The organism is Proteus sp. G2300 (genome assembly GCF_009915965.1).
GTDB classification, from domain to species: domain Bacteria; phylum Pseudomonadota; class Gammaproteobacteria; order Enterobacterales; family Enterobacteriaceae; genus Proteus; species Proteus vulgaris.
The window spans coordinates 1-22,435 of the sequence record NZ_JAABNK010000024.1; the positions used below are offsets into that span (position 1 = coordinate 1).

Consider the following 22,435-nt stretch of genomic DNA (forward strand, 5'->3'; position numbering starts at 1 on the left):
CGTACTCACTGTCGTTTGCGTTCCGATAGCGGCCGTTTGCACCGCCGTTGTTGCTGCGATAGCTCCTTGCTGTGCTGCTGCGCCAAACCAAGCGGCTTTAGCTTGCTCAATTCCAGCCTGAACAAAGGTGTTAATTAGGCTATTTAAAACTGTATTACCAATTGATCTTAATGCGTCAGAAGCCTCCATTGAGCCGGTGATTATTCCTGTAAGTGCATTTGATGCGCTACCAGAGAATGCATCTAGTGCAGCCGCGGCAGCTTCGTTTCCTAATGATTGATTTCTCCAAAGCTCATACATAGCATCAGTTCTAGCTTGCTCATATTGAGTGTTGGCGGCATTCATTAACGCTAAGCTTTGCTGCTCAGTTAAAACCTTTTGGTTTTCGTACTCTTTTATAAGTGCAAGTTTACGCTCGTGTTCATTTTTGAGTTGCTGAACTGGGTCTACTTGTGCTTTTAAATTATCTTGATGAGATACAGCGTTATTAGCCTTTATTTCGGCTATCTTTTGCTGATATTCCGCTTCAATTTCAGCCTTGCGCCTTGCTGCCTGTTCGGTGAGAGATATATCATCTTTTGTTATTCGCTCTAAGTCTGCCAACTGCTTATCGTGAGATTCTTTAGCCTTGGCGACTAAATCAAGCTCAAGCGCGACTTTCTTATCAGCTAGGTTACGCTCAATGTTGTATTTTTCTTCTGCTAGCTGCTCCGCTTTTTCAATCTGCTTAGGAGATGCAGTATCACCCAATGCTTTAACCGCGTCATACCTAGCCATTTCAAGAGAGCCGTCTTTGTAACCTTTGTTTAAAAGCTCAATTTCTTCTCTCTGGCGTTTTAATGCCTCGTATGCTGCGTCTGTGGCTTTGGTTGATTCTTTGGTTGTTTTGTTACGTTCGGCTGCGGCATCTTGAGCCTCTTGGGTTGCTGTTGCTATTTGCTTTAATTGGTTTATTTCTTTTTCGTCTGTTATTCCTTTATCTTCAGCGTAAAACTCAACTTGAAGCTTTCTTTTATCGATTTCGCTTTTTGCGTTAGCTAGTTTCATATCACGCTCTAGTGACTTTCTTAAATCAAGCCCCTCCTTAGACCACTCGAAAGATACTTTTTCAGCATTAAAGTCTTTTATAGCTTGAGTTGATATGCCTAACTTTTTAGCAAAGAAGTCTTGCGCATCAGATAGCATTTGCACTTTCTGAACACCGTTTCCAAGTTCGTCGTGAAGCTTTCTTGCTTCCTCCATCTGATCTGATATAGCTTTGTTTATTTGCTTATCTATTTGCAATAACGCATTTTCAGAATAAGAAAGTTGAGTTGTCTTACTATCAAGATTTGCTTTTGCAATAGCTAAACTATCAGTTAATTCCCTTTCCTTTTCTCTTGCAGAGTCAGGTCTCCAAACTCCAGACTCATTAAGTTTTTTCTGTATGCTTAACTGATTAGTTAATGACTCAACCTCATCTTTTAAATCAGATATGTCATTTTTCGTCTGATTTATATTTTGAGTGGTTTTAACCCTTGCTGCGTCAAGCTGTACCTTGTTTAGCTCCTTCAATCTTTCAATTAGATCTGGCAGTTCATTACTATAATCTCTAGCTGCTTGCTTGGCGCTTTTCATTGCATCTATTACATAGTAAACAGCAGCACCAATAAGCATTAAAGCACCCATGGGACCGCCAAGAGGGGCAGACGCTGCATTAAGCGCCTTCATTGCATTTGACATGGTCAAAGCGGTTGCCGCAACTCTTGCTTGGGATGCACTCAATGCCTGATTTGCTTGTGTTGATGCGATAGCGGCATTTGTATAGGCAGTTCTTAATCTAGTAACGTTAGCTAATGCTGTCGCCTCAGCATTTGTTCCAATAGTTAACTGATGTTGATCTCTTGCTCTCTTTAGCGCTAGAGCTGCCGCTTCTTTATCTGCCAAGGCTTTCCTTGCAAGAACTGCTGCAGCATCTCTTTCTGCTATGGTTGCCTGTCTAGTTGCCATGACCGCCGTTATTGTATCTCTGGCTTTTTTTATCTGCGCTACGCTAGCCATTGCTAATGCACCAACGTATCTAGATCCAATCACTGCAGCAACAGCCGTTAAAATAATCCCCATTTCTGATAAATTTTGACTAACGGTAATTACAGCATCACTGAATACATTAATAGATGCCTTTATTGTCGTATTCTCACCGAGAAACTTAGTTAAGTTGCTACCAGCCTCTTGAAATGCCTGCGACATTGTTCGAGTTGTTTTAGCGAACTCTTTGCCTATCGAGTCACCCTGAGACAGCAAGCCATTCACAACAACATCAGTGGTTAGCTTGCCTTCTGCCGCCATCTTACGGAGTTGACCAATACCAACACCCATCGAGTCAGCAAGTGCAACCATCAAGCGGCTACCTTGCTCCGCTACTGAGTTAAATTCTTCACCACGGAGAACGCCAGAGGCGATACCTTGTGATAGCTGAATAATGGCGTTTTCTGCTTCCTGTGCAGTAGCACCAGAGACGATAAAACCTTGGTTGATGATGGATGTTAACTTTGCCAAGTCCGCAGCTGATGTATTGTATTCTCTCGTTCCTCGCTCAAGTCGTGCGTAAAGTGTTGCTGTGGCATCGAGGCTAGAACGCGTTGCTTGAGAAATATCAAATACTCGCTGTGTGACATCAATCAGTGACTCACTTGCACGAACAGAGTTAGATAATTTGTTGTTTAACTCAGTCCATGCTTCTGAGTAACTCGCAACCATTGAAACCGATAAATAACCAGTAAGAGCTGCTGCAACTTTGGATAGAGACTGCATTGAACGCTCTGTGTTATTTACCGACTGAGACGTTCTGTTAAAGCTACTATCCATACGATTAAGGCGTTGCTCTAACTGCTGTTGAGATGTAAGCAATTGCCGAAGCTCCATTCTCACTTGATAAACGATTTCGCCTTCATTTGCCATTTATCGGCTCCTTAAAATGAAAAACCCCGCCAGTTGGCAGGGTTGTGTTGAAAAATAATGGCTAATTAAGTATCCCAGACCTTGTTTCTAAAGATGAATCTGATAAAAGGTATTTGGTGACCTTATCTTCTTTGAAGTTTATTATTAATTGCTTAACTTTCGTATCAGCACCGCCGTCAAATAATCCGTATATAGGAATAAATGTAGTTCCTTTTATCGATGTGTCAGAAAGTGTGTATATCCACTGCTCATCCGCATTACTATTTAATGTAGTCGCCATTGGCGAGCCAAACATAGATACAATATCTTCTTTTGTTGTTTCACCTTTTTTTATTTTATAACTAATACTTTCTTGAGTTTCATTTTTTATAGAGTGATTTCCTGATGAAGCACACCCAGACAATGCAATGGAGCAAAGAGCTAAAATAAGTATCATTTTCACAGAACATATCCTTCTAGCTAATTTATTTAATTATTTTCTTTTTAAGATTTCTTTTATTTTTTCGTGATTTGTTTCTTGAGTAGAGCCTGTATCTAAGATATTTCTTTTTTCTGTTGATGAGACCGATTTACCTTCAATCGCATCAACAATTGATCCGCAGCCAAAGAAAACAGACCCTATTAATGATGAGAAGCATCCACCAAACACAAGTAGCGTTATATTTGGCATCTGCTCGGCCATCTTATAACTAGATGTGTTAACAAAAGACATTATCCCTAAAAATATAGACACGATACCAATTGCCAATAATATCCCGCCAACATGCTTTAAATTCACAACACCATCCTCGTTAGTTAATTTGTTATTAGTTTAGCTGTTTGTGGTGCAAATGGGAGCAAATTAACTAATGCGCCACCCTTCATTTATCATTTTTTTCTTAATTCTATCGAGTTCATCTAAATCTTTTTTCTTTTTCAGAATAACGGAATACTGCTTATACCCATAATGGGATGGAGCGAAGAACTCACCGTCATTATACATAGCTTGGTTCCGCTTTAATGCTGATATGGCTAACGGAGACAATGCTATTTGTTGCTTACAATACTCAATAGCCTTATTTAAATTATTCGCTTTGTCTCTCATTTTATAATGCTTCTTTATCTTTTCTTGAAGACTAAAATGAAGTTTTAGTATCGCTTCGTCAGGCAATCCTCTTAATCCGTCCAACCATTCATTCTCGGTCATATTATCACCATCAATAAGTTAACTTAATCTTATGTTATATAGATGGTGATGCAAAAGAAAGCAAACTAACTCATTTACGTTTTCTACTCACTAATCTACGCTTACCGCTGATCAGCTCATCATTACGTTTATCATCTTGCTTCATGATGTTGTCGTACTCTTCTTTAGTGAAGCCCTTCTCATCGGGATATTTAGCCCTGAGCATCATCTGAAATTCAGTCATGGTTAATTGCTCGGCTTCTTCTCGATTCATACCAAAATGAGCACGAGCAGAACTGATGTAGTCAATTGCCATAAACTCATCTGAGAATTCGCTTTTGCCTTCGTTACGTTGCAGTTTGCGGATTTTCGCTTTACCGATAATTCCATGAGTGAATAATTCTCTAGCAATGACGATAATATCAGCGATTGGCATCTTGCCGTTTTTATAGACGATACCTCGTTTACCTGATTTCCATTCGCCAATGATTTCAGAACAATCATCATCACAACACGCCTGCATCACTATCATTGCCGTTTGCAGGATATTGCGTCCGTACGTTGGCTTGCTAATCGCTTTTATTAACCACTCAGGAATAACCCTGTAATTCATTACGGCGCGAGTAATTAACTCTTGTACATCCGTGCCATTTAATTGACCATACGCACTCACAATCTGTTTAGGCTCACCAATTCTTGTCATATTGATGAACGATGGTCTAAATAAGTAATCCTTTTTATCAGTAGAGATAACCATCTCACCGATTTCTAAAATAGGCGTCATAATACCTCCTGAATATTATCAAGGGCACTCAAAAGCACCCTTTGTAATATTAAGCAGTGGTAACGGTGACCACGCATTTTGCTGTTTTGCTACCATCTTCGGATGTGACAGTAACGTTTGCAGTACCTTCGGCAACGCCACGCACAGTGACTACATTCACAAGCTGAGTAACTGTTGCAAAGTTCGGATTATCGCTTACAGCGGTGTAGTTTTTGTTCGTCGCATCGGTTGGTGTAAATTTGACAGTAAATGTCTTAGTTTCACCCACTTTTACAGACAGGGTTGCCGGCTCGACAACAATGCTTTCAACAGCGATTTCTTCCGTTAGCCATTCAACCGTAGTTGCGGTATGAACTTTTAATTCGCCTGAATAAGTGGCAAGCTCTCTGGTTGGAAACTCCATCGACCACGATGTGAAGTTGAAGTATCCTTGGAGGATTTCCTTACCGTCACCACGCATGTCTAATTGAACCCAGTAACCAGTTTGTCGACGAGCTTGAATCTCTTCCAGCAATTCCTTAGCAAAGTTCATGGCAGAAGTAGAGCCTGGAACTGGAGTGATCCTCATTTCACCATCAACACTAATTGTTAAGTCTGCTCCGGTTACGATAGCTTCTGACAGCCCCGGAGTATCATCAGCATTAGAGTTTACGGTCTCCATACCATAATCGAGACTCTTACTTGTAACCGCACCAAAGCGCATAAAATAACTCTGCTCTGGTGCTTGTGATGGACAGCCTTTTGCAATACGCAAAATGCCATGATCGCCTAGCATATTACCTTTATCTTCTGGGCATTGTGCCATGTTATAACCTCTTTATTTGCAAATAAAAAAGGCCGCATAAGCGACCTGTTGAGATGTGTTTAATTTAAGATGTACAACGGAAAGAAAGCTTAAGAATAAACCGACCTTCTTCTGTCGGTATGGGTCTTGGTAGTCCACCTAAGTTGTAGATTGAATTGAGTTCGCAGTCTAACGAGTTGTTAGCGACGTAATTTAGAATTTCATTAGCTCTTATCAGTGCAGGTTCAGGATCATGCTGCGCAGACACAAGAACAAGCGTCACGAAATCATCAGCCCCCAAATCAGCAAATCGACCGCTACCATCATCAGGCTGAATAACGGCATATTGCTGATTTTTTTCGTCTGGTTGCTCATTCCATGTTAGATATTGAACAATGAAACCATCGAGTAAATTACCTCTGTTTAAGTAGCGCTCAAACTTCTCATGTATCATATTTGAAGCTCCCGTCTCACCGCATCATCAATAGCCTTGCGTTCATCTTCAAAACCACGAGATAAGAACTCTTTACGAGCACTTGAGCGCCTAAAGTTTTGCTTAATTCTTGGATCATGAACATAAACCGCGTAGTTTGCTGTGTATCCGACGCGACCTGTTACTCTAGTGCCATTAACAATGACTTTTCTGAATTGGGAGTTGATAAGTGTTGATGTATCAATAGGTGTGTATATAGCCGCCTGAGCACTACCAATCAATAAAGCCGATTGGATAGCTCTCATAACTCTCTTACCTTGTATATCACCAACAAGTGCTCTAAGGTTTGCGTTAGCCTGAGAAATTCCTCTTACTCTTGCTGCCATATCACACCGCCGTTATCAGAGTGTAGTCATCTGCAATATGATCGAATAAGTCTTCATCACGTTTGATGAATTTGATTTCATCAGCGCCAACAGATAACGGATCACCTGAGCGCTTACCGATAGCGATAAAGTCACCTTTCTTTGCATCGGCATACTCAGTCCAGAAAACTAGCTTAATGGTGATTTCAGAGCCAATATCTAACTTTCCAGATTTAAGCTCACTACCATATCCACAGAGAAAATGGACAGGCTCACCAAATGAAGGTTTTTGGTATTTATCCTTTCCTTTTGAAGGCCATAAAGTCGCCCATGAGGTATACGCCCAATTAGCAACTGAACTCATTGATACCCCCCGACCACACCGAAGAAGCCAACCGTTTTGCTCGACAACGGCAAATCAGAGAGACACCCGGCACTGTCCCATGCGCGGATCTGGTTCAGCAGATAATCAGTACCGGCAGAATCATATGCGAAAGAACGAGACGCCCCGTTAGGAGCGCTCTGTGATGATATCTTTCGTGCGCCAGACAGCGAGGCCAACCGGACAGCGGTGTAAATCAGCAGCAGTTTCTGCGTGGTTTCGTCGTAGTTGGCTTCGAGACACCCGGACTTTGCATTAACCTGACTCAGTAACAGCGACAGCACAGAATCAGGCAATGTAAACCCGAGTTCCGCAATCATCGGCTTTACGTCATCAAGAGTTATCTGCATTATTTTTTACCGTTAGGCTTTGCCTTTGGCTGTTCAGGCTGTTCAGAATCATCGTTACCAGGCGATGCAACTTCAATATCACCCGATGCGATAATCTCAACCAGACCAGCCTTTTCCCATTCTTTCGCGCTTTCATCTGACATTGTCAGTTGGCTACCGGCTTCCACAGGCTGGAAACCGGCACCGGCGAAGAAGTTATTTGAAACTACTTTTACCAGTGCCATAAATCCCCCTTATGCGCCTTTCGCGTGAACAACTGAGAAGTGGCCGCTGATGTCCTGTTTAACCATCAGACCGGCAGCGCCCCATGTGCGCCATACGTAATCTGAGTTATAGAACTGGCGCGGGTCTGCGACAGTACCGAACGCCTGACCGACAATTGGAGCGATAACACCGGCACCCAGTGGGATGATCAGCATTTCATTGCCTTTCAGCTCGTAATCTTCTTTGATGTCTTTGATGCCGGTGATTTTCTTCACTTCGTCCAGAATGGTGCGGGTCTGGTTAACGTCGAAATACACGCTTTCCCAATTCGACAGGATTTCACCTGACACATACCAGGTCTGCTCACCGTATTGTTTGTTTTTCAATTTCAGCACATCACGCAGTTTGATGATTTCTGCGCGGATCACCTTGCCGTCCTGCTCGGTGGCAAAGTTAACAGTCAGTGTCACCTGCGCAACGCGCTCATCAGCACGGAAGCCCTTCCATGATTTGCCATCAAACTTGATGAAATTACCTTCGGAATCACGGAACCCGTTCCAGATAAAGTCAACGTATTTGCGGCGGACAGTATCAACAGAATCAGACTGTGCATCGGACAAAGAGGCCAGCGCGGAACCTTTTGCAAAGATCGGGTCACGGAAGCCGAACTTAAAGCCGGTATCGTGAATCGGCACCATCGTACCGTCAAAGGTGAACGCACCAGCATCAAGCAATGCACCAATCTGGCCGGACATTGACGTATGAGCCACGCCGCCGCTGCCTTTACGGGCATATTCATACACAGATTCTTCCAGACGAACGGAGCGGGAAAGCCCCATCAGGTCATTCAGCAGGGTAAACTCGGTATTCGGCTGAAACTCGGACAGAACAGTCTGGTCATATGCTTTATACAGGCGGCGGATATCATCAACTGCGTTAGCGGCATCAACTCTGATTGCGCCGTTACCGCGTGAATTGGCACGGATAATGAACTCAGCAACAGCCTGTGAGGATGTGTCACGGGCAATCTGCAATTCGCCAAACTGCGCCATATTTGCTTCAAGGTTGCCGGTTTCGGTTGCCTTTGCTTTTGAATAATAAAACATTCAGTTCTCCTTACTTGAACACAACGCGAACCAGCTCACCCGCCTTAGCGGTCAGTGCTGAATCTTCTTCGACATAGGCGAATACAACTTCACCTTCCGCAGCGGTGGCCGCTGTGATCTGGCCGTTGGCAACAATCACCGGCTGGCCTTTTTTGTACGTGCCGGCAGCAGCGCGGACGTTCAGGAATAATCCCTGCAATGGCTGGATTGCAACCACCCAATCACCGGCCTTCAGGTCGTCATCTACACCTTTGCAGCGCAGATAATCCATGTTTGCCACGTACAGGATTGCCGACTCTTTACCATCTACTGAGGCTTTGAACTTGCCGCCATCGAAAAAGCCTACCGTGCCGGGCTTAATGTCTGCTAACGCCTCGCCTTCACGATTTAACAGCGGGTTAGGAAAGATACCGCCCGCATGAATCACACGTTTTGTTTTGTTCGCCATTTCGTTTTACTCCGGCATTTCTGATACTGAGGTGGAAGAGTTATGCTGAGAATGGAACGAGCCATTCAGCCCCTGAACCGATGCACACTGTGCGTACAGTTCTTTCAGCGGATCACCGTCCAGCGCATTCACAGCTGTTTCTGTGAAGCCAAATTTGGCCTTAACTGCTTCACGCATGGCTGATTTTTCTTTGTCAGCGTTTGCGTTTAACTGGCTTTTAAGTGCGCTGATTTCATCAGTGATCGGCTTGAGTGCGGCATTCACTGCTGCGGTGACGTCATCTGTGTTAGTGGCCTTGTCTTTGGCCTCTTTCTCCGCTTTCTCACGCGCCGCTTTCTCTTCCGGCGTTTCTTCGCCTTTTGATTCATTGGCGATCATCTGGTTGTACGCATCCATCAGCTCAGCATCGGATTTTCCGTCTGTGTCGATGCCTTTTGCCTTCAGCGCGTTTGTGATGAGTTGTTTCATCGGGTCGTTTTCCTTATTGGTTTTTACTTCGTACTCTGTTGGCTTGCGCACAACTTCAATGGGATCACCGACAAGATCAGCTACGCCGTTATCGTCAATGAGGTATTTTTGCTGGTAGGTTTTGCCGGTTTTGTAGTAAATGAATTTGTCGGGCCAGACCATTTCCGGGTAAGGCCAGTCGTCACCTGATGATTGTTCTCTCAGGGCATCGCGCAGTGCTTTATAGATATCCTCGAAAGAGAAGTTTGAGCCGTTGGTGAAGAAGAACTTCGTTTTGTTGAAGATGCCGGATTCAGTGCAGTTTGCCGCATCAATCAGGCTGACATTTTCGATACCGCATTTCTGCCCGTCAGCGTTAACGAACATCCCGACACCGTCCTCCGGCGTGGCTGCTCCCGGCTCGCTCGCCGGAAGAATGGCGATGTGGTCAAAGTGCATGTTTCGGGCGACCCATGTATAAGGCTTACCCTTTGACTTGCCTTTGTTCTGCTCGCGCTGCAGCAGTAATCCAGTGGAGACGTGGATCGGGTCTGTGCTGTTACCGGCAATGATGTCATCCACACGGGCAAGGAACTCTTTCCCTTTCTCTGTGGCATCCGCGAAACGTCGGTTGACCTTCACGTCCATGACGACTCTTTCACCATCTTTGCGGACATTCTCAGCCCATGCGCCGATGTGAAACTGGTTTACTGCTCTCGGCGTGTCAGCCGATACGTAATCTGTGCCGATTTTTGGGTGTCCATACGGGCACTGTTTCCCCTCCATCGACTGAAAGCTTTTGTTAATTTCGCTGGCCGGATATAGCCCCCCGTTCATCACAACGTCATCAACGACAGGCACAACGCCGCGAATGACGATATGCTCGTCACCGTCGATAGTTTCAGTTGAGATATTGGAGGAGTTGATAGCCAGCGATTTAACATGAATACCCGAAAGCTTCATGTGGTGGCCTCTTTGGTTATGAATATTCGTCTGTTGACCAGGCTTTCCGCTCTGCTGTCAGCCGGTCAGTAATACCTTTGTTGTAAATCGTCCCGTCGTCATTCAGTAATACCGGCTGTGTCGCGCAGTAGCAGTTAAACCGGTTTCCGCCGTCGGCATAGAACGCTTCGACTTCTTCGACAGTGAATACCTTGCCGTGTCGCGCCGCATGCCAGCTGCGCGTAGTCGGTTTCAGTGCAGATAACCACAACAAACCGGTACGTAACCCGAGCCGCTCACTCGCCCATGAGGTTTCATTCCAGTTTGCACGGCGTAACGCGCCTACCTGCTCTGTCTGAGCTATGCGTTTTGCGTTGCTCATTGAGACATCCAGCCGCTGACTAACGATCCTGGCTGTTTCTTTCGGGTTGACGCCCCTAGCTATCGATGTGCCGATGATGTTCGACAGGTCGGCGCGCGCGGCATCAGAAATACCTTTCCAGTCACTGAATGTTGAGATAAACGCTGCGGCTATCTGGTTCTGGTATGCCGGTTGTGACATCAGATAAGTGAGTGTTGTCTGCGACGCATACACCTCTGACTGCAGTGACAGATTGGTATACGCATTCAGTGTGCCGCGATCATACTCTGCTGCGACATGACTGAACGCCCACAGATTTTCATTGCCGCCATCAAGCAGATACTCATCCAGAATAGATTGCACCCGTTCAAGGAAACGTGCGTACTCATCAGGCCGCTCAGAGAGGTCATACAAATAAACACCCGCGTTAACCCTGATCAGCGAATCTGATTCGTTCTGTGCGTTTTTAGCGAGGATGTAGCTGTAGAGTGAGTTCTGGTTTCGTTCTCTGCCGGTGAATGACAGATCGAACAGTTGGCGGAGTGCTTTTTTCAGTCCGTGATACCGGTTTTCAATATCGCGATACATCTTTCTGACTGGCTTTCCTGACTGTGTCGGGTCCGCCTTATTTCTCGGTATTATCGGCGACCCTGTTCTCTGGTTCTTTATCATCAGTTAACGGGTCTCCTTTGGGGCCGGTTTCCGGTGGTGCATCCTCTTCGATTGGTTCAAGCTCACCAACTGCGCGGATTTCATTCGGGGTAAATATTGCCATGCCGAATGCCTGTTGTGATTTCCACGCAGCATCTGCCATCTTGATCATGTTATCGATTTTGTCAGCTTCACTCGGTGCCAGCATGTCAGACCATGCCAGGGTGATATCACCTGACTCTGGTTGCGAAATAACGCCAAGAGTACACAGGCGACCGATGATTTCAGTAACATACTTTGTCTGAAATCCCCAACGGCGACCATTCAGGCGCTTACCATATGCCGCGCCATCTTTATCCCCGGCCAGTACGCCGGTTTGCGTTCCGAGAAACTCAGAAAAAGGGATGCGTATTGTGGTTAGAAATTCACGAACTGCTACTTCCCATGATGGATTAGGATCAGCAGCAGCAACAGAGAGCACATTCATGCGCCCTGCTTGCATTACCGCTGCTGAATCTGTACCACGATTAAGTTTGTCGACTTTATCAGCCATTGCTGCGCCGATGTCGTCATAGCCGGCTTCCTTTGCTGCTTGCGCAATGTTGCTCATATCGGTAGTAGCATCGAACTCAACAGCAATCTGACGGCTGGCGTTTTTCAGGAATCCCTCTGCACTGCCACCGGAAATCTTTTCGATATCCAGTAGCTTGTTGAACCCGGCCTTCAATAGCGGGATGCCAGAAAACATATAATCATCATCTGCGCCCTCGCACAGAATGATCACCCGGTCTGGATGTATTTTCTTTTGCTTTATCGGACCGTGAATCTGGTGCCCGACAGGTCGCTCATCAAAATCGTAATATTTCGGCTTACCGTAGTTCTCGGATGATATATCCGTTTCCCATTCAGTTACTTTTAACTGCGGCTCCCATAACGGGATCAGGTTAACCAGCGCCTTTTCACCAAGTCGCTTAACCTCGGTGATATCTACCGGCTCACTCCAGTCTGCGCCGTCTTTTAACTGGATAACCAATGCCGAGTAGTGGCCAACCATATTGCGCCGGTCTGCATCCTTAATTCGCGGCCAGAATCTTTTCAGCAGCCTGGTGACAGATGACTCCCACAGCGTGGTTTCCTTATTCTCTTTCGATTCATCACCATCAATGATGGTCGGATTATCTTGCCAACAATCATCCAGCAAGCGATGAACTGCTGCATGTGCAACCGCATTACGTTCATAGGCATTGTAATAGTCAGTGAATGACAGTTCTGCAGGATATCCGAACTCCTGATAGAGCGTCGTTCTTTTCGTGTTGCTGGAAATGCCGCCTGATGCATACAAAGCCCGTTGCACCGCCATATTAGCGACACTGTTCACGAGCAATTCCAGCCCTTCATTTTTTGTTGTCACTGAAATTCCCCTTAGAAGTAGAATTGTGCCGGGCGCTTAATGATCGGGAACTGCTTCACGATGTAATAACCGCCTGCATCGTTGGGGTGATCGTTATCAGCAGATTTATCAGGCTCTCCATTCGGAGCCCATACCTGCTGCTCAAGCGACTCCGTGTAGACCGGGCAACGCTTAACATTCACCTTATACCGCCGGTCACCGTTTGCATTGCAGAACATGGCGTTCATTGAGTTAATTCTGTCTTTAACCGGTGGGTTTGATGCATTGACGACCACATTAAATCCGGCTTGCCGAAGCTGAGCCAGATCTGTTGCACTGGCGTTATTGGATTTTCTGGATTCACCAGACGCATCAGGGTAGATGTAAATTTCACGTACCTTTTGATAATCACCATCTGCATACAGCCAGAACCGCTCTTTGATAATGCGGATCATATCCGGTGTATCGTAGGCGTTAATGATTTCTGTTACCGCGTGAGGCAATCCAAGGCGCAGCACATGAACCACACCAGCCATTTTTCCAACGTTAAAGTCCATCCCGATATACAGCGGTTCCCCTGGCTGCTCTTCTTCCTCGCTGTTATTCAGCCTGCGGTCAAAGGTGTGGTAGATGGTACCGCTGGTCAGGTTTGTGAATTGTCCGCGCAGATATGCTTTGATTAGCTCTGGCGGGTAAGAGTCCATCAGTGACGGAATGTAATCCGCTGGCAGATTCTTTTCATTATCGAACGTTGAAGCCTGCACCAGACCGTAGAGCGTTGTCAGTTCAGGTTTATCGCGTACAGCTTTCACGAACTGCTGATAAACGAACTTAAACCCTTCCGGCGTGGTGGTGACATCAATGCCATTGCGCAGTCCGTCAACCTTATAGCGCATACGGGCAATGATTTTACGCCATGCTTTTTGAGCCTTATCCGCTTTCATGACATCAAGCTCATCAATCAGCGCATTACCAATCTTGAATCCGACTATTGTTTCCGGCTTCTCCATCGATCTGCAGATTGTTGTGCCGCGATACCGCTTGCCTTCGTAAAAATGAACTTCTTTGTTGCTTTCGTTCACCTTTACTTTCAGGCCCCAATCGAAAGCAACCTCTTCGACAGTGGGATAAAAAATGTCTCTGATCTGCGGATAGGTTGGCGCAAAGTATCCCTGGTTAATTCTCGGATGCTCCCACATCCCCTTACAGATACCGCCGCACCCTACCCACGTCTTACCGGAGCCGAATCCGGCAACATATGCCCTGAATTTATTCGGCATAGCCAGAAATCGCGACTGAGGGATATTAAGGGTCGGTGCTATCATCTTCTCTGACCCTCGCATCTATCACATTGATGTTTATTGCAACCGGTGTCGGTGTATCGTTCTCATCATCCTCCGCCAGTTCGCGGCCGAGTTTGTCCGATTCAAGATCAATCTTGTTCGTTGCTGCTTTGCGGTATTTAGTATCTGCGATAATTTTAAGCAGGTTTTCTTTATCCAGGCCAAGCGTTGATATAGTCCGCTCCAGCGACTCTATCCGGGCAATATTCCGGTCTAATGCCTGTTCAGTATTGACCAGCTGCCGCGCTATTTCGCTGCGCACTTCGGCATCTTCCGCCGACTCAAAGTCAGTGCGTAATTTGCCAAGAACCTTTGTTACTGAAAGCGTCCTCGCGCGGATAAAAAGCAATTCTTGGATTAAATCCAGTCCGGCGGCATCCTCAAATAACTCGTCAGAGTCAGGCATGTACTTTGAATACCCTGAATGCTTAACTGCGGCTCTGTTACCGGGCGCAAACGGAGGATGATTTGTTACTTTGCGCTTTTGCGCATTGCGCACTGGTCGGGTTTCGGTTTGCGCACTTTGCGCACCTTTCTGCGCAGTTGGTTTTTTGATATGCCTGCGAGCGGTTGCGTAATTCAACTCCTGAGACTCGCACCACTCTTTCGGTGATATCCCTGTAGCGGCATGGTCAGACAGGAACTGTTTTTGTAGCTCGCTCCAGTCCGGCCTAGCCATAATTATTCCTTACTCTTTTCCTCAGCCACCGGAATGTATCTGATATCGCTGATTTCATCCGGTGAGATATATGTCCATGAGCCATCTGTACCAGCGATACTAATCAGCCCGTTAGTAATGCGCGGCTCTTTCGTTGTCATCAATCCGTGATATGTCGTGCCGTCCTTTTTGGTTGCTGTGACTTCGTATTTTTCAGTCATAGTTAGTTCTTCTTGTGATAATCTTGTCGTAAGACGATATTTGCAGTGATATAGAGGCATCATGAAACAGTATCTTTTTGCTTTACTTATACCGTTCACAGTGTGTGCTAACGCAACAGAAGAAACCCTGATATTTGAAATGGAGTGTTCCTGGGTCAATTACTCCGAAGACGGCACCCCAAAAAAAAGTGAGGATAGCCAGACATTTTCTGTTTATAAATCAAATGCAACACAAATTCTCAAGATAACGCCAGCTAAAAACAGTAGTCATATGCCACCCCCGACCTACGTCATGAAGGTAAAAGGGGCGTACTCGTCTCAATTCGGGGTGCCTTATTACAAAGAATTCTATTGGATGGGTCACGATACAAGGCTTACATTACTTCGCGGCAGAGATACAAAAGTAATAATTGAATTCATATCATCCCCTGGAATGTCTGTGATGGAAGCCACTTGCACCAAGCCAATATATACAGGCGACTAACAGTAACCGTTCGCAACCATCATCACGTATCACTACGTTAATCAGGCCGCTTCTAGTCTGTTCCTAGCAGTCAAGATATGATCACTCTCCTTAATGGATAAACGACTTATCTAATTGCTGATATATATATTTACTTAAGCTATACTAAGTAGCTATCGCTACACTTTGATTGATATATTGTTAGTATTGCCCAGCCTCCCGTGCTGGGCTTTTTTATTCTTTTGGAATGCTTTTATCCAGCTCTTCACGGAATTTAACTGGATTATCTGAACCTTCTACTGCCATGATATTTCTCCATTAAAAAGCCCCGCTATTGAGCGAGGCATTCAGTGTTGATGTAGTTCTGCAAATACAAAGTTTGCTGTTCGTTCTCGACTATCACTTCTCTGAGACGTAGATAATCTTGTTCAACTGCTTTGTTAAGTCGTGCGGTGGCTTCATCGCTTCCGCTTTCGGTGGAATTCTTGGTGACTGCTGGACACTCGGCCTTGATGTACACCCGCTTAGAGCCATTGCGAATATCATCACGCAACCCATCAATTTCATTCTTTGCACTGGCTAGCTCCTGTGAGTAACGAATATCGAGTTGATTTAATCGATTGATACGGGATTGATAGTCTTTGTTGATTTCGACTTGTTGGGATAGTTGTTCAGTGAGTGATTGGTTTTCTTTCTTTAGCTCTATTACTGATTTAGTAACAAGGTATAAAGAAGCTAGCATGATGCTAAATAAAACTATTGGAACCCAAGATGTTAATTTACTCATAACAACAACCAAGCGTCTTCAAAGACTTTCTGACTGTATGGCTGATACCCAAGCTCAACACCTACAATCGCTGTGGCCAATGCAATAGCAACCGGTTTAGATGAAACGTTAATATGCTCGTTTACACTAACGCCAATATCTTTAGCTGCTCGATTAATATAGCCAGTAGTGTTGTTTTCATTTGGTGGCGCATACCGATCGATAATTGACTCGACAGTGTTGAGTTCGTATTTCTTTTGGTATGTCTGCAGCAATTTATAGATGGCCCGAATACCGTATTCAGGTGATACGAATTGGCAGAAGCTCGGATCTGTTTGCTGTGCTGATAGTCCTTGCCATCTTGAACCGTGTCGAATGTTGCCCGGATTGTTATTGCGCTCACCGCGTGCTGGTCTAGTCATTTCTTACCCCCTGTAAATTTATCCCAGAAGAAGTCCAATGCTAAAGAGCCAGCGGAACCACATAAGCCAGCCGTAAATAACGTGTAGTAGAATGAGGCGTTAAGCTCTATTGATATAAGACCCCCCATCATTCCAGCAAAGCCAGATACGAACATTTGCATAATTGCTCCTACCCAGCTCCACCGATAGCCATTACGTTTATTGTCAATAATGTATCTAGCCAATCCGCCGTATAGGGATATAGCGAATATGACACCCCATGCGGTGGCACTGAATTTGTCTTTCTCGTCCATTCGTGTCATACCGCCTCCTTTCTGGAGGAATTAGTTAATAGAACGCCGACTCACAGCTCTTGTGTGAACGTGAGGTGTTGTGATTGATTCTGTGGTCGGCATATACGAAAAAAGACCGCCTAAGCGATCTTCTGAATGTGAACTATCCGGTAATTCCGGAGAGTTGGATTACCACAATGCAAATAAGCACTTTGTATAAGTATCAATAACTTAACCTATGCTACCCTCATCAATGAGGGAACCAAAACCCTCGAATTCAGGGGAATTAAAATGGTGGAATTACACCAGATTAGAAAACGAAACGGGATTAATTGTTAATTTCTTCGGCATTTGTTTGGCGACAGACCGATGAAAAAACAATTAATCCCGCCCTAAAAGCACAGATGACGAACGTGCCTTGTTATTCTTTTCTTGATACATACGAATAGAAATGGACACCAGATATCCGTCGACCAAAACATCATCAGGTGTCCCTAATCACACAACTCTCCAAAATGAAGAGTGTGTATATTTTTTAACCCAGCCAATGACTGAGTTCAGATAACAAAAAACCCCGCCGTAGCGAGGTCTTGAATGAGGTAAGTAAACTTAAGAGTCACGTAAAGCAACTTACCTGATTAGTATTGCTAATTTGATATTATAAGTCAATAGCAAAGTTCAGTTATTTTCTTCACTTTAGCCACACGTTTGCGATTATTCATTGCATTTCGCAGAGGTTCGTATAACAACCACTGTGCAGCTTTGAGTTTTGCATCAACATCATTTCTGCAAGTTCCAAGTGATGGCTTTTTAAATCTATTTCCCCCTCTCGTTTGCATTTTGCGTGGTTTTGCAACTCGGTGATAGTAAGATGCAATCGACAACTTAGATGAACCGTGAGCGTAATAACTGAGTAATATTCCATAAGCCTGTGTGTCAGTGGCGATGACTGAATCTACGACCTGAGAAATCAACATTCCTTCATCGTCATTGCACATAGGTCTTGATGGGGCTGTATTCGGTTCGACCGTCTTCATAAACTTATAAATCATGTTTATCATGCGTCCAGACCGACCTGATTGAACCCATGCACCCCAAAGCTCTAACCATCCATCTAGCCAGCGAAATTGCTCATCCGTTAATTCCTTTTCTCCGATATAGCTCATCTCGCCTCCGGTAATACTGTGTGATAATCATCATTCGCGGTTGTATATAAAACCCTTACACCATCCATCAGCCCGCATAATACTTCCATGCATTCAGCAATCTGGATTACACAGAAGTTAACTCGACCGCCTGATCTGGATTTTAAATATCTGGCTTCTTCAATAGCTGCGATTAAGTCAGTGAACATTTTTCAGCTCCTTTACCGTTCTATACTTAGATGCGAATATGTAAGCTCTTCTTTTTGCTTTTGCTATCCGTATATTTCGCCTATACCTGAGGTAGTTGTAAGGAATCCAAACAAACAATAAAATCCCCCAAGTTATAACTGCAAACCATGCATCAGGAGTCATTCTTTAGCTCCTTTAACTTGGCTCGGTAGTGATCACGTATCCGCTCATAATCCTCGCGTTTCCACTTTGGCAATTCATGAGAACCCATCAGCCGATCGAAACGTTCCTGACCAATTTTCTCTATTAGTCGAGGTGTGTAATTTTCGATATTTCCCGATAAATGGTTATTGCATGGGGCGCATTGCTTATGGCAGTTATCTTCATCGAACCTAAGTTCTGGGTTAGCACCGGTGGTTCGATAGTGCCCTGCGTGATACTGACCTTCGTGAAAACGACCACACGAGATGCAAGGCTCATCCTTGTCTCTTTCTCTGATAAATGCGTTGAATGCGGTCTGTGCTTGTTTTGTGAAATATGAGAGGGGTTTTACTGCTAACTTGCGGGATTTGAGTTTGTCTTTTTCTTCTCGTTCTTTTTTCTGTTTCTCCTTTTTAAGTTTTGCTAATGCTTTTTCTCTATCTTTATTCCTTCGTTGCTCGGATAATTCAAATCCATGCTCCGGGCTACACCAATTTTGAAAACTCTGCCTTGGAATAAACCATTCTCGGCATATTTTACAGCGCCGTCGACTTATCTTCTGCATCTCCCTCTCCTTTGATTTTATCCATCACTTCCAAATGAGCGCATTCATCAGCACATTTGCTACACACATAAATTTCATCATCTGTTAGCTGTCTATTGCATGACATGCAGTTCATTGCGAACTCCTTTGAGTAACGAGTCTATTTTCATCAACATCGGATTACCCATGCCTGAGACGTTGGCTTTATCGACAAATGACAATCCACACATAAAATCATCCAGCACTTTCCTAGGCTTCTTTGCTTCAACTTTCTTTGCTTTTGGGAAAAGTGGAAGGTTAGCCAATCGCTCTTTTTCAAACTGACTTCTCAGTCTAGTAATTGCATCGTCTGTAACTGCATAGTTATTAATTGGGCGAGTGCGTTTACGGCTCTTTGTTTCGACATGCTCTACACACTGGAATGCAAGTAACTTTCTTAGAATTGTTCCTGCTCTTGCGGGTGTTAAACCTGTTACTGCTGAAATAGTGTTGTGATTAAACGAGATAAATTCACGACCAACAACTATCACCTGCGCATAAGTCCTGTATTGTTCTTCAGTCATAATCACTTCCTGTTTAAGTTGTTGCGGTTAATGTGCTCACGGCGACTTTCTTCTAAACGCTCTACCTCTTTTTGCGCTCGATTCAATTTTTTATCGAGGCGCTCCAGCTCAACCACTGCCTCTAGCCACCTACGCTTTTCACTTTCACTTTTAAATTCAGGAGGTAGAAAACCTCTTTTCACAAACTTCTTTTTAGTCATTTCCAACTCAAGACTAACGACTTCATCTTCAAAGGTTTTCTGGCTTTCTGTTTGCAAGCATTGAGGAATGACTTCCATCCACTTTTTCATGTTCTCTAGTGCGTTATTTCTCTTAGCCATAATTATTTGTCCTGCTCCCTTTTCAATTTCATATACTCACTGTTATCAGGTATCGTCACGAAACAATTTATACCTACCACCCAGCGTTCAACCTGCTCCATAAAATGGAACATTTCACCTGTATCAAGTTTTGATGTTTTTCGAAGCGTCCTTACGCGCTCTGTAAGTTGTGTAGTAACGTCAATCATATCGACCACCTCATAACCAAGGAATGTATGCTTAAGCATCTCCTTAACGGTTTCTGGTGTGTAATTGGCGTTGTTCTTACGCAGGTATTTGCTTATCTCTGTGCACCACATATGAAAAGTGGAATTTTGAGATAGTGAGCGCTTGTTTTTCCAAGGCTTGATAATGATTCGGTGTGGTTGGTTTGTTGCTAGAACTTCTTTGAGGTGTTGCCATGCTGCGGTTTTGGTTGATTCGTGGAAGAGGAAATCTGCTTCCAAATTAACCTCCTATTCATTTTTCCAGAAACACGTTGTTGAAGTTTCTGCAATTACAGTAAGGACACACTAAAACAACACAGTCATTTTTCTGTACTTTCTTAAGCTCCTTCATCTCTGAAACCTTACGGCAACGACGACACTTTAACTTATCACTCACTGTTAGCTCTCCTGTTCCATGCTGCTATGGCTTTCTGCTTGCTATCCTTAAATCCCGTCTCCGCTTCGCATGAATTACACTCTGCCTTGTAGTATGTTTTATCGCCAAATTCTTCATAATCATACGTGCCGACAAAAATCCGGTCACATCCGCAAAACGGGCATTTCTTGAGTTCGTTCATAACAATGGCTCCCGTAATCCTGTTTTCACATATTTGATATCGTGAGCTATGAAAATTTCCCACTCATGATAATCATGTCCGTAATAATGACCGCCAGACCATGCGCATTTATCTTGGTCATTAAGTATGAAATCCCATTGCTCATCATTGAGCGCTACAAGCCTGTCGACATTGGCATCGAATACCTGTTGCTTAATCATTCGCGCAAGTGGTGATTCCATCATTCACCCTCTGGCAATGCCAGCCACCTAACACACTTAAAACCACGTATTGGATTGTCGTAGTGATCATAAAAACCAAAATCACCACCAAAACAGTCACCTGATAAATATCTGGCAACAAGCTTTTTTCCTGACTTATTTTCGATAACCAATTCTGTATGTGATACTGGCGGTTTTTCTGCTTCAAAATTAACCCAATTAGTTCCCTGCATTAGATGCCTCCTTTCGGTTTAGTCTTTTAACAAACGCATCAGAATCAATTCTTAAAAGTCGATTCATAACCTTTTCACAACGATATGGCTTGTGCATTTTTCGATTGCGATCTGCTGTCTTTTTCCCGCCTCTCACATATCTACGCTTGCGTATCATTGCTTCATCAGCGTAGAGCCACATCAACTTTTTAAATTCTGTTCCTTTCATCTAAAAATCCTCACGACTCCCACTCATAGCCAACCTTAATCGCCTTGGCTTTCTCAAGAGTATTTGTCATCACTTTCGTATTAGAAATATTACCCCAGCAATCACACTCGACTGGTGTTAGGTAATATTCATTTTCTGTTCCATCATCTGATTTGTAAGTGTGACGAACCGGATCACCTAAAACCTTGGTGACGGTATGTGTTAGTAAGTTCATCTAAAAATCCTCTTGCGTGTTAAGCCTTATATTCGCCACCTAGCGCAGACACTAATTCATCGATCAGCACGGAAAATTCACCAGTAAACAGAATGAAATCAGCATCAAATCGTTGAGCATAATCATCATGATGAATGTCGTCGTTATGCTCTTTCAAAACATCAGATAGGCTGATTTTCTTAAGCATAAGACTATCGGTTAACGTGAATTTGATGCGATCCTGCCAATCCATAGATAACTGAGTGACATATTTTCCTGCTTCAATATGAGTGGCAATTTCGTCTGAAGCTAAATCTTGCTTTTTAAACTTGGCAATACCGCCTTCCTCTAACACCGCTTTTAATTCAGCTTCGTCATGAAGCATAAATCCTGCTGGAGTATCATTATTACGAACCCATTCGGTAAGTGTTAGCTCGACTGGTTGCTCGGTGTGAAGTGGAATTACTGGCAATGAGCCCAATGTCTTACGAAGTAACGCAAGTGAATCTTCTGCGCGTTTAGAACTACTGGCATCAACGATAATTCTTTGCTTATCCAAGTCAATCCAGATCTGAGTTTGAGAATATTTACTGAATGCGCGAGGTAAGAGAGAGTGAATGACTTCATCTTTTAATGTCGCTTTTTCTGTCTTTCTCAGCTTAACACCTTGCTCACTTTCGAGTTTTTCAATTTTTCCTTGTAGAGTTTCCTTGATAACTGTCGATGGCAATATTTTTTCTTCTTTTCTGAGGCAGAGTAAAATCTGATTGCCAGCAACGTGAGTTAACATCTCACCGTGATTACCAAGTGGTGACACCCAACCAGAGCGACTCATATCTTGGCTACTGCATGGTGTAAATGCTAAAGTTTTTAATGCCTCTTCAAGTTGTTCTGCTGAAATTTGAATGTCACGAGTCATACGATATACAATCGCATTTTTGATAAAGTTCATATTTAT

Annotated in this window: 34 protein-coding genes and 2 pseudogenes; 1 reads left to right on the plus strand and 35 read right to left on the minus strand. The window is 44.1% G+C overall.

The window, feature by feature from the left end; genetic code table 11:
* The 20 genes and pseudogenes from GWI97_RS14290 to GWI97_RS14385 all read right to left on the minus strand — a co-directional run.
* Positions 1 to 2,940, minus strand: a 2,940-nt coding sequence (locus tag GWI97_RS14290) for a tape measure protein (protein WP_161752084.1), incomplete at its 3' end; no start/stop codon positions are given.
* A 61-nt stretch (positions 2,941 to 3,001) separates the two neighbouring features.
* Positions 3,002 to 3,376 (minus strand): outer membrane protein assembly factor BamE domain-containing protein, encoded by a 375-nt coding sequence (gene bamE, locus GWI97_RS14295; RefSeq protein ID WP_237585399.1) that lies wholly within the window; start codon positions 3,374 to 3,376, stop codon positions 3,002 to 3,004.
* Between the two features lie 36 nt (positions 3,377 to 3,412).
* Complete coding sequence (locus tag GWI97_RS14300; protein ID WP_161752086.1) at positions 3,413 to 3,718, minus strand: hypothetical protein; 306 nt, start codon at positions 3,716 to 3,718, stop codon at positions 3,413 to 3,415.
* A 63-nt stretch (positions 3,719 to 3,781) separates the two neighbouring features.
* Positions 3,782 to 4,126 carry a hypothetical protein gene (locus GWI97_RS14305; RefSeq protein WP_004247771.1) on the minus strand — a complete coding sequence of 115 codons (345 nt, stop codon included), beginning with the start codon at positions 4,124 to 4,126 and terminating at the stop codon, positions 3,782 to 3,784.
* Positions 4,127 to 4,196: 70 nt separating this feature from the next.
* Positions 4,197 to 4,889, minus strand: coding sequence for a DUF6246 family protein (locus GWI97_RS14310; RefSeq protein WP_161752087.1), 693 nt, complete (start codon positions 4,887 to 4,889; stop codon positions 4,197 to 4,199).
* 49 nt (positions 4,890 to 4,938) lie between these two features.
* Positions 4,939 to 5,694 carry an Ig-like domain-containing protein gene (locus GWI97_RS14315; RefSeq protein WP_161752088.1) on the minus strand — a complete coding sequence of 252 codons (756 nt, stop codon included), beginning with the start codon at positions 5,692 to 5,694 and terminating at the stop codon, positions 4,939 to 4,941.
* 64 nt (positions 5,695 to 5,758) lie between these two features.
* Positions 5,759 to 6,127 (minus strand): phage tail termination protein, encoded by a 369-nt coding sequence (locus tag GWI97_RS14320; protein WP_161752089.1) that lies wholly within the window; start codon positions 6,125 to 6,127, stop codon positions 5,759 to 5,761.
* Positions 6,124 to 6,492 carry an HK97 gp10 family phage protein gene (locus GWI97_RS14325; protein ID WP_161752090.1) on the minus strand — a complete coding sequence of 123 codons (369 nt, stop codon included), beginning with the start codon at positions 6,490 to 6,492 and terminating at the stop codon, positions 6,124 to 6,126. Before GWI97_RS14325 ends, GWI97_RS14320 begins: the two co-directional genes overlap by 4 nt.
* A gap of 1 nt (position 6,493) precedes the next feature.
* The gene (locus GWI97_RS14330; RefSeq protein WP_161752091.1) at positions 6,494 to 6,835 is read right to left on the minus strand and encodes a hypothetical protein; all 342 of its coding nucleotides are present in this window, start codon (positions 6,833 to 6,835) and stop codon (positions 6,494 to 6,496) included.
* Positions 6,832 to 7,203 carry a DUF7370 family protein gene (locus tag GWI97_RS14335; protein ID WP_087696790.1) on the minus strand — a complete coding sequence of 124 codons (372 nt, stop codon included), beginning with the start codon at positions 7,201 to 7,203 and terminating at the stop codon, positions 6,832 to 6,834. The genes GWI97_RS14330 and GWI97_RS14335 overlap by 4 nt, the downstream gene beginning before the upstream one ends.
* Positions 7,203 to 7,427 (minus strand): hypothetical protein, encoded by a 225-nt coding sequence (locus GWI97_RS14340; protein WP_161752092.1) that lies wholly within the window; start codon positions 7,425 to 7,427, stop codon positions 7,203 to 7,205. The genes GWI97_RS14335 and GWI97_RS14340 overlap by 1 nt, the downstream gene beginning before the upstream one ends.
* A 9-nt stretch (positions 7,428 to 7,436) precedes the next feature.
* Positions 7,437 to 8,513 carry a major capsid protein gene (locus GWI97_RS14345; protein ID WP_161752093.1) on the minus strand — a complete coding sequence of 359 codons (1,077 nt, stop codon included), beginning with the start codon at positions 8,511 to 8,513 and terminating at the stop codon, positions 7,437 to 7,439.
* A 10-nt stretch (positions 8,514 to 8,523) separates the two neighbouring features.
* Positions 8,524 to 8,961 carry a hypothetical protein gene (locus tag GWI97_RS14350; protein ID WP_046024086.1) on the minus strand — a complete coding sequence of 146 codons (438 nt, stop codon included), beginning with the start codon at positions 8,959 to 8,961 and terminating at the stop codon, positions 8,524 to 8,526.
* A 6-nt stretch (positions 8,962 to 8,967) separates the two neighbouring features.
* Positions 8,968 to 10,371 carry a DUF2213 domain-containing protein gene (locus tag GWI97_RS14355; RefSeq protein WP_161752094.1) on the minus strand — a complete coding sequence of 468 codons (1,404 nt, stop codon included), beginning with the start codon at positions 10,369 to 10,371 and terminating at the stop codon, positions 8,968 to 8,970.
* Positions 10,372 to 10,387: 16 nt separating this feature from the next.
* Positions 10,388 to 11,383 (minus strand): phage minor head protein, encoded by a 996-nt coding sequence (locus GWI97_RS14360; protein WP_161752095.1) that lies wholly within the window; start codon positions 11,381 to 11,383, stop codon positions 10,388 to 10,390.
* Positions 11,337 to 12,773: an anti-CBASS protein Acb1 family protein gene (locus tag GWI97_RS14365; RefSeq protein WP_337247651.1), complete on the minus strand. Its 1,437-nt coding sequence runs from the start codon at positions 12,771 to 12,773 to the stop codon at positions 11,337 to 11,339. Before GWI97_RS14365 ends, GWI97_RS14360 begins: the two co-directional genes overlap by 47 nt.
* 11 nt (positions 12,774 to 12,784) lie before the next feature.
* Positions 12,785 to 14,077 (minus strand): terminase large subunit domain-containing protein, encoded by a 1,293-nt coding sequence (locus GWI97_RS14370; RefSeq protein ID WP_049245846.1) that lies wholly within the window; start codon positions 14,075 to 14,077, stop codon positions 12,785 to 12,787.
* A pseudogene (locus GWI97_RS14375) lies at positions 14,058 to 14,183 on the minus strand (terminase small subunit); the annotation flags it as partial. The pseudogene GWI97_RS14375 and the gene GWI97_RS14370, both read right to left, overlap by 20 nt.
* Before the next feature lie 387 nt (positions 14,184 to 14,570).
* Positions 14,571 to 14,774, minus strand: a pseudogene (locus GWI97_RS14380) (terminase small subunit); the annotation flags it as partial.
* A gap of 2 nt (positions 14,775 to 14,776) precedes the next feature.
* On the minus strand, positions 14,777 to 14,974 hold the full coding sequence (locus GWI97_RS14385) for a hypothetical protein (protein ID WP_161752096.1): 198 nt from the start codon (positions 14,972 to 14,974) through the stop codon (positions 14,777 to 14,779).
* 61 nt (positions 14,975 to 15,035) lie between these two features.
* Between GWI97_RS14385 and GWI97_RS14390 the strand changes: the two genes are divergently transcribed.
* On the plus strand, positions 15,036 to 15,458 hold the full coding sequence (locus tag GWI97_RS14390) for a hypothetical protein (RefSeq protein WP_161752097.1): 423 nt from the start codon (positions 15,036 to 15,038) through the stop codon (positions 15,456 to 15,458).
* A 310-nt stretch (positions 15,459 to 15,768) separates the two neighbouring features.
* Here GWI97_RS14390 and GWI97_RS14395 read toward each other — a convergent pair whose 3' ends face one another.
* The 15 genes from GWI97_RS14395 to rdgC all read right to left on the minus strand — a co-directional run bounded on the left by GWI97_RS14395 (position 15,769) and on the right by rdgC (position 22,429).
* Complete coding sequence (locus tag GWI97_RS14395; protein WP_161752098.1) at positions 15,769 to 16,224, minus strand: lysis protein; 456 nt, start codon at positions 16,222 to 16,224, stop codon at positions 15,769 to 15,771.
* Positions 16,221 to 16,625, minus strand: a complete 405-nt coding sequence (locus GWI97_RS14400) for a structural protein (RefSeq protein WP_161752099.1) — start codon at positions 16,623 to 16,625, stop codon at positions 16,221 to 16,223. The genes GWI97_RS14395 and GWI97_RS14400 overlap by 4 nt, the downstream gene beginning before the upstream one ends.
* A complete protein-coding gene (locus GWI97_RS14405; protein WP_049199107.1) occupies positions 16,622 to 16,927 on the minus strand; it encodes a phage holin family protein in 306 nt (101 codons plus the stop codon). The genes GWI97_RS14400 and GWI97_RS14405 overlap by 4 nt, the downstream gene beginning before the upstream one ends.
* A gap of 635 nt (positions 16,928 to 17,562) precedes the next feature.
* Complete coding sequence (locus GWI97_RS14410; protein WP_161752100.1) at positions 17,563 to 18,063, minus strand: antiterminator Q family protein; 501 nt, start codon at positions 18,061 to 18,063, stop codon at positions 17,563 to 17,565.
* Between the two features lie 340 nt (positions 18,064 to 18,403).
* Positions 18,404 to 18,997, minus strand: coding sequence for a recombination protein NinG (locus GWI97_RS14415; RefSeq protein WP_161752101.1), 594 nt, complete (start codon positions 18,995 to 18,997; stop codon positions 18,404 to 18,406).
* Positions 18,969 to 19,112 carry a protein NinF gene (locus GWI97_RS14420; RefSeq protein WP_161752102.1) on the minus strand — a complete coding sequence of 48 codons (144 nt, stop codon included), beginning with the start codon at positions 19,110 to 19,112 and terminating at the stop codon, positions 18,969 to 18,971. The genes GWI97_RS14415 and GWI97_RS14420 overlap by 29 nt, the downstream gene beginning before the upstream one ends.
* Positions 19,090 to 19,506, minus strand: a complete 417-nt coding sequence (locus tag GWI97_RS14425; RefSeq protein WP_161752103.1) for a hypothetical protein — start codon at positions 19,504 to 19,506, stop codon at positions 19,090 to 19,092. Before GWI97_RS14425 ends, GWI97_RS14420 begins: the two co-directional genes overlap by 23 nt.
* 35 nt (positions 19,507 to 19,541) lie before the next feature.
* Positions 19,542 to 19,859, minus strand: coding sequence for a hypothetical protein (locus tag GWI97_RS18265; protein ID WP_036976910.1), 318 nt, complete (start codon positions 19,857 to 19,859; stop codon positions 19,542 to 19,544).
* Between the two features lie 2 nt (positions 19,860 to 19,861).
* Positions 19,862 to 20,305: a YbcN family protein gene (locus GWI97_RS14430; protein WP_161752104.1), complete on the minus strand. Its 444-nt coding sequence runs from the start codon at positions 20,303 to 20,305 to the stop codon at positions 19,862 to 19,864.
* A gap of 149 nt (positions 20,306 to 20,454) precedes the next feature.
* On the minus strand, positions 20,455 to 20,643 hold the full coding sequence (locus tag GWI97_RS14435) for a Lar family restriction alleviation protein (protein WP_161752105.1): 189 nt from the start codon (positions 20,641 to 20,643) through the stop codon (positions 20,455 to 20,457).
* Complete coding sequence (locus GWI97_RS14440; RefSeq protein WP_146027063.1) at positions 20,640 to 20,867, minus strand: hypothetical protein; 228 nt, start codon at positions 20,865 to 20,867, stop codon at positions 20,640 to 20,642. The genes GWI97_RS14435 and GWI97_RS14440 overlap by 4 nt, the downstream gene beginning before the upstream one ends.
* Positions 20,864 to 21,076 carry a hypothetical protein gene (locus tag GWI97_RS14445; RefSeq protein WP_161752106.1) on the minus strand — a complete coding sequence of 71 codons (213 nt, stop codon included), beginning with the start codon at positions 21,074 to 21,076 and terminating at the stop codon, positions 20,864 to 20,866. The genes GWI97_RS14440 and GWI97_RS14445 overlap by 4 nt, the downstream gene beginning before the upstream one ends.
* Complete coding sequence (locus GWI97_RS14450; protein WP_036935835.1) at positions 21,063 to 21,284, minus strand: hypothetical protein; 222 nt, start codon at positions 21,282 to 21,284, stop codon at positions 21,063 to 21,065. Before GWI97_RS14450 ends, GWI97_RS14445 begins: the two co-directional genes overlap by 14 nt.
* A gap of 10 nt (positions 21,285 to 21,294) precedes the next feature.
* Complete coding sequence (locus GWI97_RS14455) at positions 21,295 to 21,498, minus strand: hypothetical protein (protein WP_161752107.1); 204 nt, start codon at positions 21,496 to 21,498, stop codon at positions 21,295 to 21,297.
* A 19-nt stretch (positions 21,499 to 21,517) separates the two neighbouring features.
* Positions 21,518 to 22,429, minus strand: a complete 912-nt coding sequence (gene rdgC, locus GWI97_RS14460; protein ID WP_161752108.1) for a recombination-associated protein RdgC — start codon at positions 22,427 to 22,429, stop codon at positions 21,518 to 21,520.
* Positions 22,430 to 22,435 lie beyond the last annotated feature (6 nt).

Coding starts and splice junctions, on each gene's coding strand:
- GWI97_RS18265 (WP_036976910.1), bottom strand. CDS start 19,859: ATGGCTAAGAGAAATAACGCACTAGAGAACATGAAAAAGTGGATGGAA.
- GWI97_RS14320 (WP_161752089.1), bottom strand. CDS start 6,127: ATGATACATGAGAAGTTTGAGCGCTACTTAAACAGAGGTAATTTACTC.
- GWI97_RS14390 (WP_161752097.1), top strand. CDS start 15,036: ATGAAACAGTATCTTTTTGCTTTACTTATACCGTTCACAGTGTGTGCT.
- GWI97_RS14315 (WP_161752088.1), bottom strand. CDS start 5,694: ATGGCACAATGCCCAGAAGATAAAGGTAATATGCTAGGCGATCATGGC.
- GWI97_RS14335 (WP_087696790.1), bottom strand. CDS start 7,203: ATGCAGATAACTCTTGATGACGTAAAGCCGATGATTGCGGAACTCGGG.
- GWI97_RS14440 (WP_146027063.1), bottom strand. CDS start 20,867: ATGATGGAATCACCACTTGCGCGAATGATTAAGCAACAGGTATTCGAT.
- GWI97_RS14345 (WP_161752093.1), bottom strand. CDS start 8,513: ATGTTTTATTATTCAAAAGCAAAGGCAACCGAAACCGGCAACCTTGAA.
- rdgC (WP_161752108.1), bottom strand. CDS start 22,429: ATGAACTTTATCAAAAATGCGATTGTATATCGTATGACTCGTGACATT.
- GWI97_RS14405 (WP_049199107.1), bottom strand. CDS start 16,927: ATGACACGAATGGACGAGAAAGACAAATTCAGTGCCACCGCATGGGGT.
- GWI97_RS14340 (WP_161752092.1), bottom strand. CDS start 7,427: ATGGCACTGGTAAAAGTAGTTTCAAATAACTTCTTCGCCGGTGCCGGT.
- GWI97_RS14415 (WP_161752101.1), bottom strand. CDS start 18,997: ATGCAGAAGATAAGTCGACGGCGCTGTAAAATATGCCGAGAATGGTTT.
- GWI97_RS14325 (WP_161752090.1), bottom strand. CDS start 6,492: ATGGCAGCAAGAGTAAGAGGAATTTCTCAGGCTAACGCAAACCTTAGA.
- GWI97_RS14310 (WP_161752087.1), bottom strand. CDS start 4,889: ATGACGCCTATTTTAGAAATCGGTGAGATGGTTATCTCTACTGATAAA.
- GWI97_RS14410 (WP_161752100.1), bottom strand. CDS start 18,063: ATGAGCTATATCGGAGAAAAGGAATTAACGGATGAGCAATTTCGCTGG.
- GWI97_RS14370 (WP_049245846.1), bottom strand. CDS start 14,077: ATGATAGCACCGACCCTTAATATCCCTCAGTCGCGATTTCTGGCTATG.
- GWI97_RS14455 (WP_161752107.1), bottom strand. CDS start 21,498: ATGAACTTACTAACACATACCGTCACCAAGGTTTTAGGTGATCCGGTT.
- GWI97_RS14400 (WP_161752099.1), bottom strand. CDS start 16,625: ATGACTAGACCAGCACGCGGTGAGCGCAATAACAATCCGGGCAACATT.
- GWI97_RS14355 (WP_161752094.1), bottom strand. CDS start 10,371: ATGAAGCTTTCGGGTATTCATGTTAAATCGCTGGCTATCAACTCCTCC.
- GWI97_RS14305 (WP_004247771.1), bottom strand. CDS start 4,126: ATGACCGAGAATGAATGGTTGGACGGATTAAGAGGATTGCCTGACGAA.
- GWI97_RS14445 (WP_161752106.1), bottom strand. CDS start 21,076: ATGCAGGGAACTAATTGGGTTAATTTTGAAGCAGAAAAACCGCCAGTA.
- GWI97_RS14360 (WP_161752095.1), bottom strand. CDS start 11,383: ATGATAAAGAACCAGAGAACAGGGTCGCCGATAATACCGAGAAATAAG.
- bamE (WP_237585399.1), bottom strand. CDS start 3,376: ATGATACTTATTTTAGCTCTTTGCTCCATTGCATTGTCTGGGTGTGCT.
- GWI97_RS14330 (WP_161752091.1), bottom strand. CDS start 6,835: ATGAGTTCAGTTGCTAATTGGGCGTATACCTCATGGGCGACTTTATGG.
- GWI97_RS14350 (WP_046024086.1), bottom strand. CDS start 8,961: ATGGCGAACAAAACAAAACGTGTGATTCATGCGGGCGGTATCTTTCCT.
- GWI97_RS14395 (WP_161752098.1), bottom strand. CDS start 16,224: ATGAGTAAATTAACATCTTGGGTTCCAATAGTTTTATTTAGCATCATG.
- GWI97_RS14385 (WP_161752096.1), bottom strand. CDS start 14,974: ATGACTGAAAAATACGAAGTCACAGCAACCAAAAAGGACGGCACGACA.
- GWI97_RS14435 (WP_161752105.1), bottom strand. CDS start 20,643: ATGAACGAACTCAAGAAATGCCCGTTTTGCGGATGTGACCGGATTTTT.
- GWI97_RS14420 (WP_161752102.1), bottom strand. CDS start 19,112: ATGAACTGCATGTCATGCAATAGACAGCTAACAGATGATGAAATTTAT.
- GWI97_RS14450 (WP_036935835.1), bottom strand. CDS start 21,284: ATGAAAGGAACAGAATTTAAAAAGTTGATGTGGCTCTACGCTGATGAA.